The organism is Sediminibacterium goheungense, from assembly GCF_004361915.1.
GTDB classification, from domain to species: Bacteria; Bacteroidota; Bacteroidia; order Chitinophagales; family Chitinophagaceae; genus Sediminibacterium; species Sediminibacterium goheungense.
In genome coordinates, this window is the sequence record NZ_SNWP01000014.1 from 142668 (window position 1) to 160268 (window position 17601).

17 protein-coding genes are annotated in these 17601 nt (G+C 41.0%); 12 read left to right on the forward strand and 5 right to left on the reverse strand.

Annotated features, from left to right (window positions below; genetic code table 11):
• The first annotated feature begins 11 nt into the window (after positions 1–11).
• From BC659_RS15550 to BC659_RS15575, 6 genes are all read left to right on the forward strand, one after another.
• The gene (locus BC659_RS15550) at positions 12–959 is read left to right on the forward strand and encodes an HlyD family secretion protein (protein ID WP_133475730.1); all 948 of its coding nucleotides are present in this window, start codon (positions 12–14) and stop codon (positions 957–959) included.
• Positions 960–1862, forward strand: a complete 903-nt coding sequence (locus BC659_RS15555; protein WP_133475731.1) for an ABC transporter ATP-binding protein — start codon at positions 960–962, stop codon at positions 1860–1862.
• A complete protein-coding gene (locus BC659_RS15560) occupies positions 1855–2601 on the forward strand; it encodes an ABC transporter ATP-binding protein (protein WP_133475732.1) in 747 nt (248 codons plus the stop codon). The genes BC659_RS15555 and BC659_RS15560 overlap by 8 nt, the downstream gene beginning before the upstream one ends.
• A gap of 39 nt (positions 2602–2640) precedes the next feature.
• Positions 2641–3747 carry an ABC transporter permease gene (locus BC659_RS15565; protein ID WP_133475733.1) on the forward strand — a complete coding sequence of 369 codons (1107 nt, stop codon included), beginning with the start codon at positions 2641–2643 and terminating at the stop codon, positions 3745–3747.
• Positions 3744–4862 (forward strand): ABC transporter permease, encoded by a 1119-nt coding sequence (locus tag BC659_RS15570; RefSeq protein ID WP_133475734.1) that lies wholly within the window; start codon positions 3744–3746, stop codon positions 4860–4862. The genes BC659_RS15565 and BC659_RS15570 overlap by 4 nt, the downstream gene beginning before the upstream one ends.
• A 151-nt stretch (positions 4863–5013) precedes the next feature.
• On the forward strand, positions 5014–5322 hold the full coding sequence (locus tag BC659_RS15575) for a phosphoribosylpyrophosphate synthetase (RefSeq protein ID WP_133475735.1): 309 nt from the start codon (positions 5014–5016) through the stop codon (positions 5320–5322).
• Positions 5323–5441: 119 nt separating this feature from the next.
• Here the strand turns inward: BC659_RS15575 and BC659_RS15580 are convergent, their stop codons facing one another.
• Positions 5442–6041 carry an energy transducer TonB gene (locus BC659_RS15580; RefSeq protein ID WP_162847452.1) on the reverse strand — a complete coding sequence of 200 codons (600 nt, stop codon included), beginning with the start codon at positions 6039–6041 and terminating at the stop codon, positions 5442–5444.
• A gap of 293 nt (positions 6042–6334) precedes the next feature.
• Here BC659_RS15580 and BC659_RS15585 point away from each other — a divergent pair, with 293 nt between their 5' ends.
• From BC659_RS15585 to BC659_RS15595, 3 genes are all read left to right on the forward strand, one after another.
• Positions 6335–7351 carry an isoaspartyl peptidase/L-asparaginase family protein gene (locus BC659_RS15585; RefSeq protein WP_133475737.1) on the forward strand — a complete coding sequence of 339 codons (1017 nt, stop codon included), beginning with the start codon at positions 6335–6337 and terminating at the stop codon, positions 7349–7351.
• Positions 7352–7446: 95 nt separating this feature from the next.
• Positions 7447–8169, forward strand: a complete 723-nt coding sequence (locus BC659_RS15590; RefSeq protein WP_133475738.1) for a copper homeostasis protein CutC — start codon at positions 7447–7449, stop codon at positions 8167–8169.
• 30 nt (positions 8170–8199) lie between these two features.
• A complete protein-coding gene (locus BC659_RS15595; RefSeq protein ID WP_133475739.1) occupies positions 8200–8718 on the forward strand; it encodes a hypothetical protein in 519 nt (172 codons plus the stop codon).
• Between the two features lie 75 nt (positions 8719–8793).
• Here BC659_RS15595 and serA read toward each other — a convergent pair whose 3' ends face one another.
• A complete protein-coding gene (serA, locus tag BC659_RS15600; RefSeq protein ID WP_133475740.1) occupies positions 8794–10032 on the reverse strand; it encodes a phosphoglycerate dehydrogenase in 1239 nt (412 codons plus the stop codon).
• 100 nt (positions 10033–10132) lie between these two features.
• Between serA and BC659_RS15605 the strand changes: the two genes are divergently transcribed.
• Together BC659_RS15605 and BC659_RS15610 are read left to right on the forward strand one after the other, a co-directional pair.
• Positions 10133–11335, forward strand: coding sequence for a serine hydrolase domain-containing protein (locus BC659_RS15605; protein WP_133475741.1), 1203 nt, complete (start codon positions 10133–10135; stop codon positions 11333–11335).
• A gap of 106 nt (positions 11336–11441) precedes the next feature.
• Positions 11442–13850: a sodium-translocating pyrophosphatase gene (locus BC659_RS15610; protein WP_133475742.1), complete on the forward strand. Its 2409-nt coding sequence runs from the start codon at positions 11442–11444 to the stop codon at positions 13848–13850.
• A gap of 65 nt (positions 13851–13915) precedes the next feature.
• Here the strand turns inward: BC659_RS15610 and BC659_RS15615 are convergent, their stop codons facing one another.
• Genes BC659_RS15615 through BC659_RS15625 form a run of 3 tightly spaced genes read right to left on the reverse strand, consistent with a single transcriptional unit; the run spans position 13916 to position 16843 of the window.
• Complete coding sequence (locus tag BC659_RS15615) at positions 13916–15247, reverse strand: hypothetical protein (protein WP_133475743.1); 1332 nt, start codon at positions 15245–15247, stop codon at positions 13916–13918.
• Positions 15248–15253: 6 nt separating this feature from the next.
• A complete protein-coding gene (locus BC659_RS15620) occupies positions 15254–15601 on the reverse strand; it encodes a hypothetical protein (RefSeq protein ID WP_133475744.1) in 348 nt (115 codons plus the stop codon).
• 12 nt (positions 15602–15613) lie between these two features.
• Positions 15614–16843, reverse strand: coding sequence for a hypothetical protein (locus tag BC659_RS15625; protein ID WP_133475745.1), 1230 nt, complete (start codon positions 16841–16843; stop codon positions 15614–15616).
• 172 nt (positions 16844–17015) lie between these two features.
• Here BC659_RS15625 and BC659_RS15630 point away from each other — a divergent pair, with 172 nt between their 5' ends.
• Complete coding sequence (locus BC659_RS15630) at positions 17016–17504, forward strand: hypothetical protein (RefSeq protein WP_133475746.1); 489 nt, start codon at positions 17016–17018, stop codon at positions 17502–17504.
• Positions 17505–17601 lie beyond the last annotated feature (97 nt).

Consider the following 17601-nt stretch of genomic DNA (forward strand, 5'->3'; position numbering starts at 1 on the left):
AAAACATAGATATGAAACTCAGTAACTTTTTTTTCGGAACCGCTTCTCTCCTGCTTTTGGCATCCTGTAAAACAGGCGATGATCAGTTTGATGCACAGGGCACATTTGAAGCAGACGAAGTACTGGTATCGGCAGAAATACCCGGTAAACTCACTTCTTTCACCATTCAGGAAGGCGATACCCTTGCAGCGGGTGCCATGGTGGGTCAGGTTGATGCATTGAACCTGTCTTTACAGAAAGAACAGGTTCAGGCATCTATTGCGGCACTCAACCAAAAAACAGCGGATGAACAACCGCAATTGCAATTACTAAAAGACCAGCTGGCTTTACAGGAAGTGCAGTTGCAAAACCTGCAGAAAGAAAAAGCAAGGATTGAGCGTCTCCTGAAAATGGATGCTGCTACCGGTAAGCAACTGGATGATATTTCTTTTCAGCTCGATGCCTTACAGAAGCAAATGATGGTAACCAAACAACAGGTGGCTGTGCAGGTAAACAATATCCGCACGCAGAATCGTAGTATACTCAGTGAGGCCGATCCTTTAAAAATGAAAGCTGAGCAGATTGATGACCAGATTAAAAGAGCATCGATTATCAACCCGATTCAGGGAACAGTACTTACCAAATATGCGGAGCAGGGTGAAATCACCAGCATGGGTAAAGCATTGTATAAAATAGCAGACCTCAGTACACTCACGCTTCGCGCGTATATTACCGGTAACCAATTGCCTGCTATTAAACTGGGACAAACAGTAACCGTGTATACCGACAATGGCAAGGATGGTTATGACCAACATTCAGGTACCATTACCTGGATCGCTGATAAAGCTGAGTTCACGCCGAAAACCATACAAACAAAAGAAGAAAGGGCCAACCTGGTATATGCCGTAAAAATAAAGGTGAAGAACAATGGTTTTCTGAAACTGGGTATGTATGGTGAAATCACTTTTCAAAATCAATAAATGAACAACAGTGTAATTGTACAGGGTGTTTCCAAACAATACGGTTCAAAAAAGCAACCTGTAGTGGCATTGTCAGATATATCGCTGGATATCGCTACGGGAGAATTATTCGGGTTGATTGGTCCGGATGGAGCCGGTAAAACCAGTTTGTTCCGGATCCTCACTACCCTATTACTGGCCGATAAGGGATCAGCTACTGTTGCGGGGTATGATGTAGTAAAGGAGTATAAGGCGGTTAGAAAAATAGTGGGTTATATGCCGGGTAAATTTTCTTTATACCAGGATCTGACGGTGGAAGAAAACCTGCATTTTTTTGCTACCATTTTTCACGCTTCCGTAGCAGATAATTATCACCTGATTAAAGATATATATGAGCAGATAGCACCATTTAAAGACAGAAGGGCCGGTAAACTTTCGGGTGGTATGAAACAGAAACTGGCACTCTGCTGTGCCCTGATTCATGAGCCCAAAGTATTGTTTCTGGATGAACCCACAACAGGTGTGGATGCCGTTTCACGCAATGAGTTCTGGGATATGTTACAACTGCTGAAGAAGAAAGGTATCACCATTATTGTATCAACTCCTTATATGGATGAAGCCAGCAGGTGTGACCGTGTGGCTTTGATTCAGAACGGACGTATACTGCAGGTAAATACACCGGAAGCTATTATCAGTGGCTTTACCCAACCTTTATATGCTGTGAAAGCACCGGGTATGCTGTCTTTGCTAAAGCAATTACATAACACGCCTGGCGTACTCGCAGCTTATCCATTTGGCGAATACCATCATGCAGTGATGCAACCAGGTGTATCGCTCCCATTTTTGGGAAAAGATGCTGAAGTAAAAGCGGTAACACCCAATATTGAAGATTGTTTTATCCAGTTAATGCAACACCATGCCTAAAGAAAAAGCTATAACAGCCGAAATGCTTACCAAAAGATTTGGTGATTTTATTGCCGTGAATGCCATTTCCTTTGAAGTAGACAAGGGCGAAATATTTGGCTTTCTGGGCGCCAATGGTGCCGGTAAAACCACGGCCATGCGTATGTTTTGTGGCTTGTCATTACCCAGTTCCGGGAAAGCTACAGTGGCGGGTCTTGATATTTATAAAGACAATGAAGCCATTAAGCAGCGTATCGGCTATATGAGCCAGAAATTTTCACTCTATGAAGATCTTACTGTAAAAGAAAATATCCGCTTTTATGGTGGTATATATGGCAAGAGTGATACCTATATTAAAAAAGAAACCGAAATCCTGCTTCATCAACTCGAACTGGAAGCACAGGCAAATACATTGGTGGGTGCCCTACCATTGGGGTGGAAACAAAAACTCGCCTTTTCAGTAGCTATTTTTCACCAGCCCGATATTGTATTTCTCGATGAGCCTACAGGTGGCGTTGACCCGGTAACCAGACGTGAGTTCTGGAACATGATTTATGAAGCTGCCGCCAAAGGCATCACTGTGTTTGTTACTACGCATTACCTTGATGAAGCAGAATATTGCGACCGTGTTTCGATTATGGTTGATGGCGTAATTGCGGCACTTGATACACCGGCAGCACTCAAAAAACAATACCATGCCAGTGGTATGGATGAAGTTTTTCAACAATTGGCAAGAGGTGCAAAAAGACAAGACAATTAACCAATCTGATTATATGAAAATTTTTATAACGCACATAGCATGAAGCAATTTCTGAGTTTTGTAAAAAAAGAATTCCTGCATATCCTGCGCGATAAGCGAACCTTATTTATACTATTGGGAATGCCGATTGTGCAGATCATCATTTTTGGTTTTGCGCTCACCAATGAAGTAAAAAATGAAGGAATTGCAGTACTTGATCTGGCTAAAGATCAGTCTTCAGGTGAGCTGATCAGACAAATGGATGCCAGCAGGTATTTTGAGTTACGTGCTTACCTCCAAAATGAACAGCAGATTGAAAAAACATTCCTGAAAGGACAGATCAAACTTGCTGTAGTAATTCCACCAGGTTTTGACCATCAGTTAAGACATACCAATAAAGCACAGCTGCAATTAATTGCAGATGCCAGTGATCCGAACCTGGCCAATACCATGGTGAATTATGCGGGTTCGATTGTGCAGCAGTTTCAGTCGACTATTTTTCCACAGCAACAGGCTGCTTACCAGATTCAAACAGAACTCAGGATGTTGTATAACCCACAGTTAAAGGGTGCTTACAATTTTGTACCAGGTGTTATGGCAATGGTTTTATTATTAGTCTGTACCATGATGACCGCCATTACCATTGTAAAAGAAAAAGAAAGTGGCACAATGGAGATCATGCTTGTATCGCCGCTGGTACCTTTCAGTATTACATTGGCCAAGGCAGTACCTTATCTGCTTTTATCCATCGTCAACATCATCAGTATTTTATTGCTGAGTGTGTACGTACTCGATGTACCCATCAGGGGTAGTGTGTTACTGCTCATTGGTATGAGTATTCTTTTCACAATGGTATCCTTATCCCTCGGACTATTGATATCTGCCAGGTCCAGTTCACAGCAAACAGCCATGTTTATTTCACTGGTGGGTATGTTTCTGCCCACGGTTATGTTTAGTGGCTTTATGTTTCCCATTGAAAATATGCCCAAACCCTTACAGGTCATTTCCAATATCGTACCTGCCAAATGGTATTATATCATTGTAAAATCTGTTATGATCAAAGGTGTTGGATTCAACGCGATCTGGAAAGAAGCTTTGATACTTGCGGGTATGTGTACTTTTTTTCTGGCGATGGCCATTCGTAACTTTAAAATCAGACTGGCATGAGAACCTTACGTTTTTTATTACAGAAAGAATTCCGTCAGATCTTTCGGGATCCATCCATACTTCGTATCATTTTTATGATGCCGATTATTCAGTTGATCATATTACCGATGGCGGCTGATTATGAAATGAAGAACATAAACCTTGTGGTAACCGATCATGACCACTCTGTGTATTCCCGTCAACTGATCAATAAAATAACCGCTTCCGGCTATTTTAAACTGGCGGCTGTAAACAATAGCTATCAACAATCCCTGCGTGATATTGAAGCCGATAAAGCCGATCTGGTACTTGAAATACCGGTTGCTTTTGAGAAAAAGCTGATCCGTGAAAATACAGCCGGTACTTTTATTGCCGTTAATGCCATAAATGGTACCAAAGGCAATCTGGGGGCAGCTTATATACGTACCATTATACAGGATTATAACCAGGAAATCAGGTCTAAGCTACTCCCCTTTTCAGGTATGCCACCGCAACCGCAGATTGCCATTACTTATGCCAACTGGTTTAATCCACAAATGAACTATAAGTTTTTTATGGTCCCTGGTATTCTGGTACTATTACTTACGATGGTAGGTGCCAATCTCACCGCCATCAATATTGTGCGTGAAAAAGAAATTGGTACCATTGAGCAGATCAATGTAACTCCCATACGCAAACATCATTTTATTCTGGGTAAACTCATACCCTTCTGGATACTGGGATTGATTGTAATGACACTTGGTTTTGTTGTGGCAAGGGTTGTGTACGGTATTTCGCCTGCAGGTAGTTTTCTTTCGATATATGCATTTGCAGCGGTGTACCTGTTAGCGGTACTCGGACTGGGTTTACTCGTATCTACCTATTCCAATACGCAACAACAGGCCATGCTGGTATCTTTTTTTATCATGATGATTTTTGTGTTGATGGGTGGCTTGTATACCAGTATCAGCAGTATGCCGGAATGGGCACAGTGGATTACCAAACTCAACCCTGTGAGTTATTTTATTGATGTAATGCGTATGGTGGTGCTGAAAGGAAGTAGCATGAAAGATATTCTTCCTCAGTTTTTTACCATCACCGGTTTCGCTTTTGTACTGAATGGTTGGGCAGTATGGAACTACCGGAAAAGAGCCTGATAAAACATCAAACGCTATATCTTCACTTCTCCTCTTCTTCCTGCAAAAAATGCTTCCACATAGATACTATAGCATAGAATGGCTGATGGAGGATGTCTGATATAATTCAAATCAGACATCCTCCATCAGCCATTTTTTGTATCTTGTATCTATGAAAACCTATGACAACCTCGTAGATGCTATCAATGATTTAAAAGCTTCAGGCTATACAACTGATTTTAATCTTGCCTTTGATCAGATTACATGTGCCGATACCGGTATTTGTTTATTGCCTTCTCAATTTGAAATTGTGGCTCATCACCGTTTTGAAGGAGATACAGATCCTTCCAATTCCAGTGTTTTATATGTGATTGAATCCCTTGATCATACCATGAAAGGTATCCTGATCAATGCTTATGGAATGTACAGCGATTCGCTCAGCGACGAGATGATCGGGAAACTGAGCGTACATGAAAGATAAGACCTATTAATGTAAGCTATCGTTTTCAGCAGCCTGCCAGTTATTATAACAAAAAGCGATCCTCCACCATAACATGAAGAATCGCCCGGTAACTATTCAAACCAGAATAATAGACATTATCAATAAATCCGGAATTTGATGGGCAGACTAAAATAACTTTTTACATTTTGTCCTTTTATCTGTCCGGGATTCCATACAGGCATTTTGGATACTACAGCGGTTGCTGCTTCATCAAGACCAAAACCCGCCCGATCGCCCTTAATCACCGGGGTATAAATAACCCCTCGTTCATCTACAGCAAAACCCACCATCACTTCACCTTCTACACCATTCTCCAGTGCAGTTTCCGGATACACAATATTTTCCTGAATAAATTTTGCGAGTGCTTTTTCACCTCCAGGGTATGAAGGTTTGACTTCTGTACGATAATAAATACCCAGTTGATCTTTTTCCAACATCATCCGGGCGTAGTCCTCCTCCCATTGACGATTCCGTTCAACAATGATTTCCCAGCGGCCATTCTTTTTAGCAGGATTGGCAATCGCTTTTCCGGTAGTAATTACGGTAGTGGTGACTTTACTTGCGGCTGCTTCTGCTTTTTTTAGCGAATCAGCCGTTAATGAATCTTTTTGCAGTTCATCTGGATTTTTACCGGTTTTACAGGCTTGAAAACTTAATATACCCGTCATCATAATCATGAGGTATAAAGAAGTTTTCATGATAATGGGGTACTTGACCTTAATTTGATATAACATAAGTAACAATGAATGAATGAATGTGGCATAAAACCAGATCATCATTATACAGCAAAGCTCCACTATTCATCATAGCATTCTTTACATCTTACATGAATAAGGTTACATTTTTCACTGTTTTTCGAATAAATGGTCACCTGTCTATACAGGTAGCCATCAATAAATAAAGATTTATGCTTCTGCGGTACTAAGTTTTGCATGCTGACTTTTGGCTTTTGAATTGTCTTTCCTACATTCGGACAAACAAACACTACTTCATGCTTCATCGCCGCCATTTTTTACAGCTCAGTTCGTTGGGGTTAACCACATTGGGTTTTTCTTCTTTCAGAGGGAAAGCCGGGATGAAAAAGCCGGTCGTACTTTCTACCTGGGATGCGGGCATTGCCGCCAATAAAGCAGCATGGAACGTGCTACGTTCAGGTGGAAGAGCTTTGGATGCGGTTGAACAGGGAGTACGCATTACGGAAGACTCCTTAAACTGTTGTGTAGGACTGGGTGCCAATCCAGATCGAGATGGTTTTGTTACCCTGGATGCCTGTATTATGGATGAGTTTGCCAACTGTGGCAGTGTGGCTTTTCTCGAAAGAATCAAACATCCTATATCGGTTGCCAGGCGTGTGATGGAGAAAACACCCCATGTAATGCTGGTAGGTGAAGGTGCACAACAGTTTGCAGTATCGGAAGGGTTCCCACTGGAGAAAGCTGAACTGTCTGATGATGCCAAAAAAGCATATGAGAACTGGTTGAAGAAAAGTGAATATAAACCAGTTATCAATATTGAAAATACAAAACGTCAGGAAGCGTCGGTACCAGCCAAATTGGAAAATGGTGGCTGGAACCATGATACCATTGGTATGATTGCGCTGGATGCAAAAGGTAACCTTAGTGGTAGCTGTACCACCAGTGGTATGGGTTTTAAAATGCGCGGACGTATTGGAGATTCCCCTATTATTGGTGCGGGTCTGTATGTTGATAATGAGGTGGGTGCTGCAGTGGCTACCGGACAGGGTGAAGATATTATCCGGATCTGTGGCGCACATACCATTGTTGAACTCATGCGACAAGGCCTGGCTCCAGAAGCAGCCTGTAAAAAAGCAATGGAACGTTTACTGAAAACAAAAGGGATAGAAAAAGCAAAAGCCATCCAGGCTGGTTTTATCGCCATTGCCAAAAATGGAGAATATGGCGGGTTTGCGTTGCAGAAAGGATTTAACTATGCAGTATGTTATGCGGATGATAAAAATTTTCTGGTAGATGCGAAGCCGTTGATTTGATAAAACATTTCCACCTTCCTGCACCGGACTTAAGTCCGGTGCAGGAAGGTGAAGTGAGTGCTACAAATTGTATATGATCATAACACCGACAAGATATGTCACTACCACTCGAAATATGCGTATTCAATACAGCAACTGCGATTGCTGCGGCTGAGGCTGGAGCGGACAGAATTGAATTGTGTGAAAACTATGCCAATGGTGGGACTACCCCATCCTATGGGTATTTAAAAACCACCCGTGAAAAAATCAGCATCCCTGTTTTTCCAATGATACGTCCAAGAGGTGGTGATTATTTTCATCGACCCGAAGAAATAGAAATCATTGCAAAAGATATTGCACTCTGTAAAGAACTGGGGTTTGAAGGTGTAGTATTTGGCTTATTGAACAGAGATGGCTCTATCGACAAAGAAAACACAGCCCGACTGGTTGAGCTTGCCTATCCGCTGGATGTTACCTTTCATCGTGCATTTGATCGATGTAAAGATCCATTAGCATCTCTTGAGACCATTATCGCTTGTGGATGTACAAGAATACTCACCAGTGGACAACATCCTAAAGCACCCGATGGAAAAGAACTTATCCGGCAACTGGTGGAGCAGGCTGACGATAGAATTATTATTATGCCGGGAAGTGGCATTAATAGCCGTAATCTCAAAGAAATGATCGATTACACCGGCGCCAAAGAATTTCATACTTCCGCCAGAGTATTACGACCTTCTACTACTGAATATATGAATCCACTGATACCGGAAGATTTCAGTCAGGATTTTACAGACGAAACAGAAATCGCAACACTCAAAAAAATATTGAGTCAGTAACTCGAGTCACCTTATTTCCGAAGTTTACAAATGAATATCAGAGAAGAACTGGCAAGAGAACATTCCAAAGAACAGGCGCTTCGCATCGCTAACTATGCGGTTCAAAATAAAAAAAAGTTCAGGGAGCTGATGGACTGTTACACTGACGAGGACTATCGTTTATCGCAAAGGGCCGCATGGAGTGTAAGCTGGGCAGCAAAAAATAACCCTGAAATGATAGCGCCCTATATACCGGTACTTGTAAAAAGATTACAGGAAAAAGGTGTTCATGATGCTGTTATACGCAATGCAGTAAGGGTACTTGAAGATATTGAAATACCGGAATCCTTTCATGGAGAAGTGATGAACAGTTGTTTTGCCTTTATTGAAAATCCTGTAACGCCCGCTGCTATTAAAGCATTTTCACTAACCGTCTTATTCAATCTTTCCCAGCAATACCCTGAAATAAAACAAGAGTTAAAACTTATCATCGAAGAAAGATGGGATACGGAAACAGCGGCTTTCAAAAGCAGGGGTAGGAAAATATTGAAAGCAATGGCTGATGGCTGATGTCTGATGGCTGATGTCTGATGGCTGATGTCGGATATGATTAAATCCGACATCAGCCATCAGATATCCTACATTTTAATATAGCATTCTCACCTTAATCGTTTCCTTTACTTCTTTCAGCAATTCAACAGCTTTTTTAGAGAGTTTTTTGTCTACATCGAGAACAACATAACCTATCTCTTCATTGGTTTTGAGGTATTGACCAACTATATTGATGTTATTTTTGGATAAGGCGGTATTGATCGCACTTAAAACACCCGGTACATTTCTGTGTATATGCAGAATACGATGAGCTCCATCAACCGGTGGTAATCCAATGGCAGGAACACTATGCGAACCATTGGTAATACCGCGCTCGAGGTATTGAAATAATTTTACACTTACGTCTTCTCCGATATTCTGCTGTGCCTCTTCTGTAGAGCCTCCGATATGTGGCGTTAGTATAACATTGGGTAAACCCTGAAGTGGTGTTTCAAAACGATCACCGTTTTTTTCCGGCTCCCATGGATATACATCGATACCGGCACCTGCAATACTACCCTCTTTCAACGCTTCACTCAGGGCTTTGAGATCAACCACTTCTCCCCTTGCGTAATTCAGTAAGATGGCGCCTTTTTTAAAATGTTTAATATTGTTTTTATTGATCAGGTTTTTGGTCTGCGGCGTTTCGGGTACATGCAGTGAAATGATATCACTGTTACCCAATACTTCTTTCATCGATTTAGCAGCGATCGCATTACCTAATGGCAATTTGGTTTCAGTATCATAAAACAATACTTTCATACCCAGTGCTTCTGCAAGCACACTTACCTGAGAACCAATATTTCCGTAACCTATCAATCCGAGGGTTTTACCACGAAGTTCATAACTGCCTTTGGCATCTTTCATCCAGATACCTTTATGTGCTGCGATATTTTTATCCGATATTTTTCTGATCAGCATTACCGATATGCCTATCACAAGTTCAGCCACACTTCTGGTATTACTGTAAGGCGCATTGAAAACAACCACTCCCTTTTTACCGGCATATTTCAGATCAACCTGGTTTACGCCGATGCAAAAGCAACCAATGGCCTGTAATTTTTTTGCGGCATCCAGTACTTTCGCTGTTATCTGCGTTTTGGAACGGATACCGATGAGGTGAACATCTTTTACTTCTTTTATCAGTTCTTCTTCACTAAGGGCACCACTGAGTTTACGTACATTGGTATAGCCCTGTTGCTTGAAATACTGAACTGCTTTGTCGCTGATATTTTCAAGGAATAAAATGTGAATCCTCTCTTTTGGATAACTGGTAATAGCCTGCTTGCTCATGTAGCGAAAATAATGTTTTTATTTTCTGCATAACCTTTCGCTTTTTAACCATTACGGTAACACATTGTTTTTTATTTTCGCCGCGAAGAAAAACTAACAGATGATCGTAAGAGCCTTTAGTATCGCTATTTTGATGGGTTTGTTTCAGTCCTGTTCTGCACAACCGGCTACTGAAAAAGGATCGGTAGAAACGTATGCGCCAATACCTTCTGCCAATAAAGCTATGTACAGTGCAGAAATTGAAAAGCAATACAAACAATTGTTAGGTAACCGTGGTTTCAATGGAAGTATTCTGGTGGCCAAAAATGGAGAAATTTTATTTGAAGACTATCAGGGATATATCAATTTCAAAACAAAGGAACCTATTACGCCCAATACGCCTTTTCACCTTGCATCGGTATCGAAAACTTTTACCGGCATGGCCATTATGAGGTTGCGGGAGCAGGGTAAACTGAAGCTCGATGATTTGGTTACCGATTTCTTTCCTTCTTTTCCCTATCCCAATATAACTGTACAGCTATTATTGAATCATAGAAGCGGTTTGAACAATTATGTTTATTTCATGGTAGACCGTAAAGTGGAAACATACCGGGTAAAAACCAAAAAAGGTCGCTGGGTACGCAGAACACGTACCATCAAAATGCCCCCTTTAAAGCCGGGATTACTTAGTAACCAGGATGTATTGGATTATATGGTTCAATATAAGCCAGCTCCTTTATTTGCACCCGACAGGGCTTTCCGTTACAGTAATACCAATTACGCCATGCTGGCCCTTATTATTGAAAAAGTTACCGGACTTTCCTATCCAAAATATATGAAAGACAGTTTGTTTACTCCATTGGGTATGACAGACAGCTATGTGTTCAGTATAGCGGATACGGCCAGGTATATACCTTCCTATAAATACAATAATGCGCCCTATGGCCTTGAAAAGCTGGATTGTATTTATGGTGATAAAAACGTGTACTCGACAGTAAGGGATATGTTTCTCTGGGACAAGGCCCTCCATGAAGGAACTTATGTGAATCAAAACTCACAAGTACTTGCTTATCAGCCCTATAGTTTTGAAACTAAATCCTTTCATAACTATGGTTTGGGTTGGCGCCTGCTAAACTCGCCAACGGAAGAAATTGTGTACCACAATGGCTGGTGGCATGGCAATAATACTGTTTTCACCCGTTTTATAAAGGATACAGCTACTATCATTGTTCTTGGCAACCGCTATAACCGCAATATATATCAGGCCAAAAAGCTATCTGTTGCCTTTACCGGTAGAACAGATAGTACAGAGCTGGAAGAATAAGCCTCCAGAATAGTTTTAGATGGGCGGTATCAGACAGGCTGTTTTTAGCCTTTTACCCCTATTTTTGCAGACTTTTAATATAAACTTTACCAGACACACACTGATTATGGACAAAATCTTGTTTTATGCCGTTCCGGCAATGGGAGTTGTAGGTCTTCTCTACACTTTTTTAAAGTTTAACTGGGTATCTAAACAGGATGCGGGTAATGACCGCATGAAAGAGATCAGCACATATATTGCTGAGGGCGCTATGGCTTTTTTAAAAGCTGAGTGGAGAATACTGACTTATTTCGTGGTAATTGTTGCGCTTTTACTGGGTGTAATGGCCAGCAGCAACCCGCATTCGCACTGGTCCATTTCACTGGCGTTTGTATTGGGTGCTGTTTGCAGTGCCGTTGCAGGTTATATTGGCATGAAAGTGGCTACCAAGGCCAATGTTCGTACAGCACAGGCAGCCAGAACAAGTCTTTCTAAAGCATTGAATGTTTCATTCACCGGTGGTGCTGTTATGGGACTGGGTGTTGCCGGTTTGGCAGTACTGGGTCTGGGTGGTGTTTACCTGATCCTGAAGCAATTGTTTGCTCCGGAAGCCGCTGCGAATTCGGAAGAAATGCTGCGTACGATTGAGGTATTAACAGGTTTCTCATTGGGTGCCGAGTCTATCGCTTTATTTGCCCGTGTGGGTGGTGGTATCTATACAAAAGCTGCCGATGTAGGTGCTGACCTTGTGGGTAAAGTGGAAGCAGGCATTCCTGAAGATGATCCGCGTAACCCGGCTACCATTGCCGATAACGTAGGTGATAATGTGGGCGATGTGGCAGGTATGGGTGCCGATTTATTTGGTTCATATGTGGCTACTGTACTCGCTACCATGGTATTGGGTCAGGAAACCATTTCTTCTGATAATTTTGGTGGATATGCACCTATCCTGCTGCCTATGCTGATTGCAGGTGTGGGTATTCTTTTCTCTATTGTGGGCACCTGGTTTGTCCGTGTTAGCGATGCCGCCGGTATCAATACGGCCAACGTACAGAAAGCGCTGAACATGGGTAACTGGGGTTCTATTATTCTTACAGCCGGAGCCTGTGCGGGTCTGGTATATTATATTTTACCCGAAACCATGACTCTCCGTGGGCACGATTTTACCCGCGATGGTGTTTTAGGTGCGATTGTGGTAGGACTGGCCGTAGGTACTTTGATGAGTATTATTACAGAATATTATACTGCAATGGGTAAACGTCCTGTAATGTCAATTATCCGACAATCATCAACAGGTCATGCTACCAACGTAATTGGTGGTCTGGCTGTAGGTATGGAATCAACCTTCCTGCCTATTCTGGTACTGGCAGGTGGTATCTGGGGTTCTTATGAGTGTGCCGGTTTATATGGTGTGGCCATTGCTGCAGCCGGTATGATGGCTACCACTGCTATGCAGTTAGCGATCGACGCTTTTGGTCCAATTGCTGATAATGCCGGTGGTATTGCTGAAATGAGTGAATTACCTAAAGAAGTTCGTGAGAAAACAGATGTACTGGATGCTGTAGGTAATACCACTGCTGCTACCGGTAAAGGTTTTGCTATTGCTTCTGCCGCCTTAACGGCATTGGCACTGTTTGCTGCTTTCGTGGGTGTAGCAGGTATAGAGGGTATTGATATTTATAAAGCAAAAGTACTGGCCTCTCTTTTTGTAGGTGCCATGATTCCTTTTATCTTCTCTTCGCTGGCTATTCGTGCGGTAGGACAGGCTGCTATGTCGATGGTGGAGGAAGTGCGCCGTCAGTTCCGTACCATTCCTGGTATTATGGAAGGAACAGGTAAACCAGAGTATGATAAATGTGTGGCCATTTCTACTGAGGCATCTATCAAGAAAATGATGTTGCCAGGTGCTATTGCCATTGTATCTCCTTTGATTATTGGTTTCCTTTTAGGCCCTGAAGCATTGGGTGGTTTTCTGGCAGGTGCTACGGTAAGTGGTGTATTAATGGGTATGTTCCAGAACAATGCCGGTGGTGCATGGGATAACGCCAAAAAATCATTCGAAAAAGGCGTGGAGATCAATGGCGAAATGTTCTACAAAAAATCAGAACCACATAAAGCATCTGTAACAGGTGATACGGTGGGTGATCCATTTAAAGATACATCAGGTCCATCTATGAATATCCTGATTAAACTGATGTCAATCGTATCGCTTGTTATCGCGCCAACACTGGCACAGTTACATGGTGCATCTGCTGATCATACAGTAGAAAAAAGAATTGAAATCAAAGCAACTAATAGCGGAGAAACAGCCAGTATCACCCTGAATGGTGCCGACGCGAATATGGATCAGTTGGTGGCTGAATTGAAAAATGCAGGTCTGGCTACCGGTGATAAAGTTTCAGTAGAAATTAAAGAAGGTAAGATTGTTGTGAATGGTCAGGAACTTTCAGCAGAAGTTGCCGCTCAGTTTTCTAAATACCTCGATGGTAAAGAAAAACTGAATATTAAAGTGGATCTTACGGAAGAGAAGAAATAAGCTTACAGATACAATAAATAAAAGGGTTGATATTGCATCAACCCTTTTTATTTTATCCTGTCTATTCATCGTTGAACGACCAGTCCTGCCAGCGATGGTAATGAAATATTAGCTCCAATTAATGCCAGTAAATTACTGTTAACAACAAAGGGCGTATTATAATCTTTGCCTAAAGATGCATTGAGTGATATTACTTCACTGATTTTATACTCCATATTCAAGGCCATTCTAAAAGTAGAACCTGAGCGAATGGCCTGTATATTGTTTCCGCTGATATCTTTTGTAGGATACCTGTAATCATAAAAACGATAAATAATTTCCAGTCCGTAATTAAATCCTTTATCAACAATTCTATTGGCACTTACACCCAGATCAAAATTGCTACTTACCGAATCGGCTTTTGAAAAAGTATATCTTGTTAAAAAAGAAAATTCAGATTTCTGATCAGTTGTACGGTGGCTCATGGTAGACCATATGCCAGTTTTCTGATACAATGATTTTCCAAATTGATTCTCAGGAAAATATTGTACACCTGCCATGGCTATTTCCCAAATGAACCCGACTTTATCTTTGTTCTCGGACTTTATCTTTTGAAGTGCAAGTGCCTCCGCACTTTTATCAAGTACCGTTTTTCTGAGGTTTTGCAAAACAGTTTCCACTGTATAATCCGTTTTCCTGGCAATTGCCAGGTATTCTTTTACAAAATCCTGAGCCAGGGTTAAAATAGAATCTGATTTATTGGGCTCTTGCTGTTTCATTAATTTAAAATACTCTGTCATCGCATTGTCAAGCTCATTGAAAATACCATTTTCTGCAGCTATTTTATTTTTCAATGAGGCAGATTTACTGTTATCGTCCAGTATTTCTTTAACTGCACGTTGGATCAGATCTTTCATATCAATTTTGGCCACATACAAACGCATATTCAGTTTCAGTTGTTGGGGTATTTTCCCTGAAAACAATTGCGTACGCAAACCAATTGCCAGTCGGGTACCCGTGAGTGTATCCCGTTGATCATTGAGCTTACTGGTAGCGACTGATACTGCGAGTGTTTTCATCATATTGCCCCAAACATCAGCTACAGGTATATCCCCGAAACGCCTGTTGATACCGTAATACTCATAAAAATCAATATCCTTTCTTGGTTTTAGCCAGTAAGGCGAAAATTCAAGGCTTACATTCGGATTCAAAGTAGCTCCTCCCAGACCTGAGATAAGAGAAGTGGCCACAGCTTGCGGTGTGGTGGGGCGTGCTATACTGTAGGCCCCCAGATTTAATACTGATGCAGCAGGTGTAGTGGGTAGTCTGAAATGATCCAGTTTTATGGTGTCTGACTGGGCAAAAACAGTATGACTGACACTGGATAATACTATCAAGGCAAGGTAAATATTACGCATGAATTGCTATTTAATTGTAAATTCTATTTCAAATAATATAGTACCTCCATTTTTATCTGCATCTACTGAATAGTCATATACAGTTTCCTGCTGGTCATCTTTCAGGATAATATTTACCGGAACATTATCTGTATGAGGATTTACATCGGTAGCATTAATTTCTACAAATAACTTTTTTCCATGACAATCCTCGACTGTTCCAATCAGGATTACTTCAAACTGGCCAAAAACCAGCTTTTTTTTACCGATTTTTACAAAGGCATTATAATACTGTCCCATTCCTACTTTCAGAAAAAGAAACAGATTGCCTGTGCCAGACTGGTAGGTTTCTTCGTTTTTATAAAATACTGCCATGGCTGTATGGTTTTATGCATGAATAATATTTTGTTTTTGCAACTGTTTTATCACCAGACTCAAACAGCTTTGCGCATCATCATCTTTATCCCAATAACAGGTATGTGTTCGAACGGAATACAAAGTGAATAACTGATACAATACGTTGGGTTTGATATTGGTAACTTCATAGTTAAGGTTTACCGGTAATAATGAACTGCCGGGTATTCCATATTCTGCATCGCCTTTTGTATTGGTTTTACGCAGATTACTTGCCAAGGCATCAGCAAGTGAATAAACATTGATCCAATATATTGATTTGGAAAGTGTACTATCTCTTCCATGAAAAAATGAACCAAAGTATACCTGGATAAAATCATATGGGCAACCAATGGTAATCAGCCCTTTCACATTTTTTTGTATCCGTGTGGATGCAGGTATGCCAAAAGGAAAAATATAATCCAATGCAATGATGGAACCAAAACTATAGGTATGCATACATACATCAATATCATCACCTTCCTTTTCGCAGATGTATTCGAGTAACTGATCTAACTGACCATGAATTTTTTGTTTCCGTTCACCGCTGTTAAGATATCCGGTAGCACAGGAAAACTCTGTTGCCAATGAGGTAATGATGGTATTTACACCGGGTAATAAAATGAGTATAACTGCTGTAATATTCAAAGCCACCTGTGAATATTTTTCCAACTTTTCAGGAGATATACTTAATTTATTCAGCAGTTCGGTAAGATTGGCACTTTCATTCATCGCATGAATAATTAGCGCAACTGCTACAGGAAATAAAAAGAGGATAGCTGATGACATTAGCAAAAAGAGAAGAAATACAAAAAGTGCTTCACCCCTATAACGTGGATTGTAGCCAATTGACTTTCCAACATAAAACAACCTGTAAAAAATTAAAGGTAGTTTCACTATTACATGCCCGAATAGGGTTACCGATTTACTTAACACATTTTTCTTCTCGAAATCAGCAATGAGCACATCCGTATACTGATATTCATAAAAACGATAGACTGCTGTCTTTTCATCCAATTTATTTTCCCAGATGATTATTTGTTGCGTAGACAACCCGTTTTTTTCGTCATACACAATTTTCTCAACTGTACAACTGTATTGAACACTGCTGTCTATTCGGTTGTAGTTCATCTGATTCATAAAACGGCGGGCATATTTTTCAGCTGACTCTTTCCGATACGTTTCTCCAAGCCCAGGTATATAAATGCCCACTTTCTTTGTCATAAGAGAAAGATTTATAACTTAATAATAGGTGTAATCACTAAGTGAATAAAGCCAGTGAGGGGGGATATTCTGGCCTAATCATTGGGGGATGTATAAATGTAGATAGCTTTTTTGTGTTTTACAAGCAAAACACATTATTTTACTATTTTATATTTCAAAATACCGAATAGTCGTGAGTCATCGTACATACCTGATCCTTTTATTCATAAGTATCACTGCCGGATGCCAAAACAGTAATACAGAAACAACGAAAACCGCTACAGATACCACCACGATGGTAATACGTGCTGATACCATTCCCGCAGAACGAACCATCGTAAAAAAAGAGCCTGTAGCCGTTTATGCCGAAAAAGTACCTGACGAACTTAATAACTGGGTGTTTGCGATAAGTGTGTATGAAACAAAACGAAGATTTCATTACATCGTCAGAATGCAGTACAAAGAGCTCCGAATAACAGATTCCATCATGGTACCCAATTTCGGTATTGAACCAACCGTACAGATTCAAAAAGACAGTAGCCCCTTTTCCTGCACGCTTGGGTTTATGGATAAAAAAGGCAATTTTAAACCCCTCTCCCGCGCCTCAGTAAAAGAAGAAAGGCTACGATTTAAAAAAGTAGCCAGTTATGCAGTGGGGGTTTACAGGACGGAGAGCAAATAGTTAATGGTCAATGGTCAATGGTCAATGGTCAATGGTCAATGGTCAATGGTCAATGGTCAATGGTCAATGGTCAATGGTCAATGGTCAATGGTCAATG

Bases quoted from the DNA above. Each gene is read 5' to 3' on its own strand.
- BC659_RS15550 (WP_133475730.1), top strand. From the start codon at position 12: ATGAAACTCAGTAACTTTTTTTTCGGAACCGCTTCTCTCCTGCTTTTG.
- BC659_RS15555 (WP_133475731.1), top strand. From the start codon at position 960: ATGAACAACAGTGTAATTGTACAGGGTGTTTCCAAACAATACGGTTCA.
- BC659_RS15560 (WP_133475732.1), top strand. From the start codon at position 1,855: ATGCCTAAAGAAAAAGCTATAACAGCCGAAATGCTTACCAAAAGATTT.
- BC659_RS15565 (WP_133475733.1), top strand. From the start codon at position 2,641: ATGAAGCAATTTCTGAGTTTTGTAAAAAAAGAATTCCTGCATATCCTG.
- BC659_RS15570 (WP_133475734.1), top strand. From the start codon at position 3,744: ATGAGAACCTTACGTTTTTTATTACAGAAAGAATTCCGTCAGATCTTT.
- BC659_RS15575 (WP_133475735.1), top strand. From the start codon at position 5,014: ATGAAAACCTATGACAACCTCGTAGATGCTATCAATGATTTAAAAGCT.
- BC659_RS15580 (WP_162847452.1), bottom strand. From the start codon at position 6,041: ATGAAAACTTCTTTATACCTCATGATTATGATGACGGGTATATTAAGT.
- BC659_RS15585 (WP_133475737.1), top strand. From the start codon at position 6,335: ATGCTTCATCGCCGCCATTTTTTACAGCTCAGTTCGTTGGGGTTAACC.
- BC659_RS15590 (WP_133475738.1), top strand. From the start codon at position 7,447: ATGTCACTACCACTCGAAATATGCGTATTCAATACAGCAACTGCGATT.
- BC659_RS15595 (WP_133475739.1), top strand. From the start codon at position 8,200: ATGAATATCAGAGAAGAACTGGCAAGAGAACATTCCAAAGAACAGGCG.
- serA (WP_133475740.1), bottom strand. From the start codon at position 10,032: ATGAGCAAGCAGGCTATTACCAGTTATCCAAAAGAGAGGATTCACATT.
- BC659_RS15605 (WP_133475741.1), top strand. From the start codon at position 10,133: ATGATCGTAAGAGCCTTTAGTATCGCTATTTTGATGGGTTTGTTTCAG.
- BC659_RS15610 (WP_133475742.1), top strand. From the start codon at position 11,442: ATGGACAAAATCTTGTTTTATGCCGTTCCGGCAATGGGAGTTGTAGGT.
- BC659_RS15615 (WP_133475743.1), bottom strand. From the start codon at position 15,247: ATGCGTAATATTTACCTTGCCTTGATAGTATTATCCAGTGTCAGTCAT.
- BC659_RS15620 (WP_133475744.1), bottom strand. From the start codon at position 15,601: ATGGCAGTATTTTATAAAAACGAAGAAACCTACCAGTCTGGCACAGGC.
- BC659_RS15625 (WP_133475745.1), bottom strand. From the start codon at position 16,843: ATGACAAAGAAAGTGGGCATTTATATACCTGGGCTTGGAGAAACGTAT.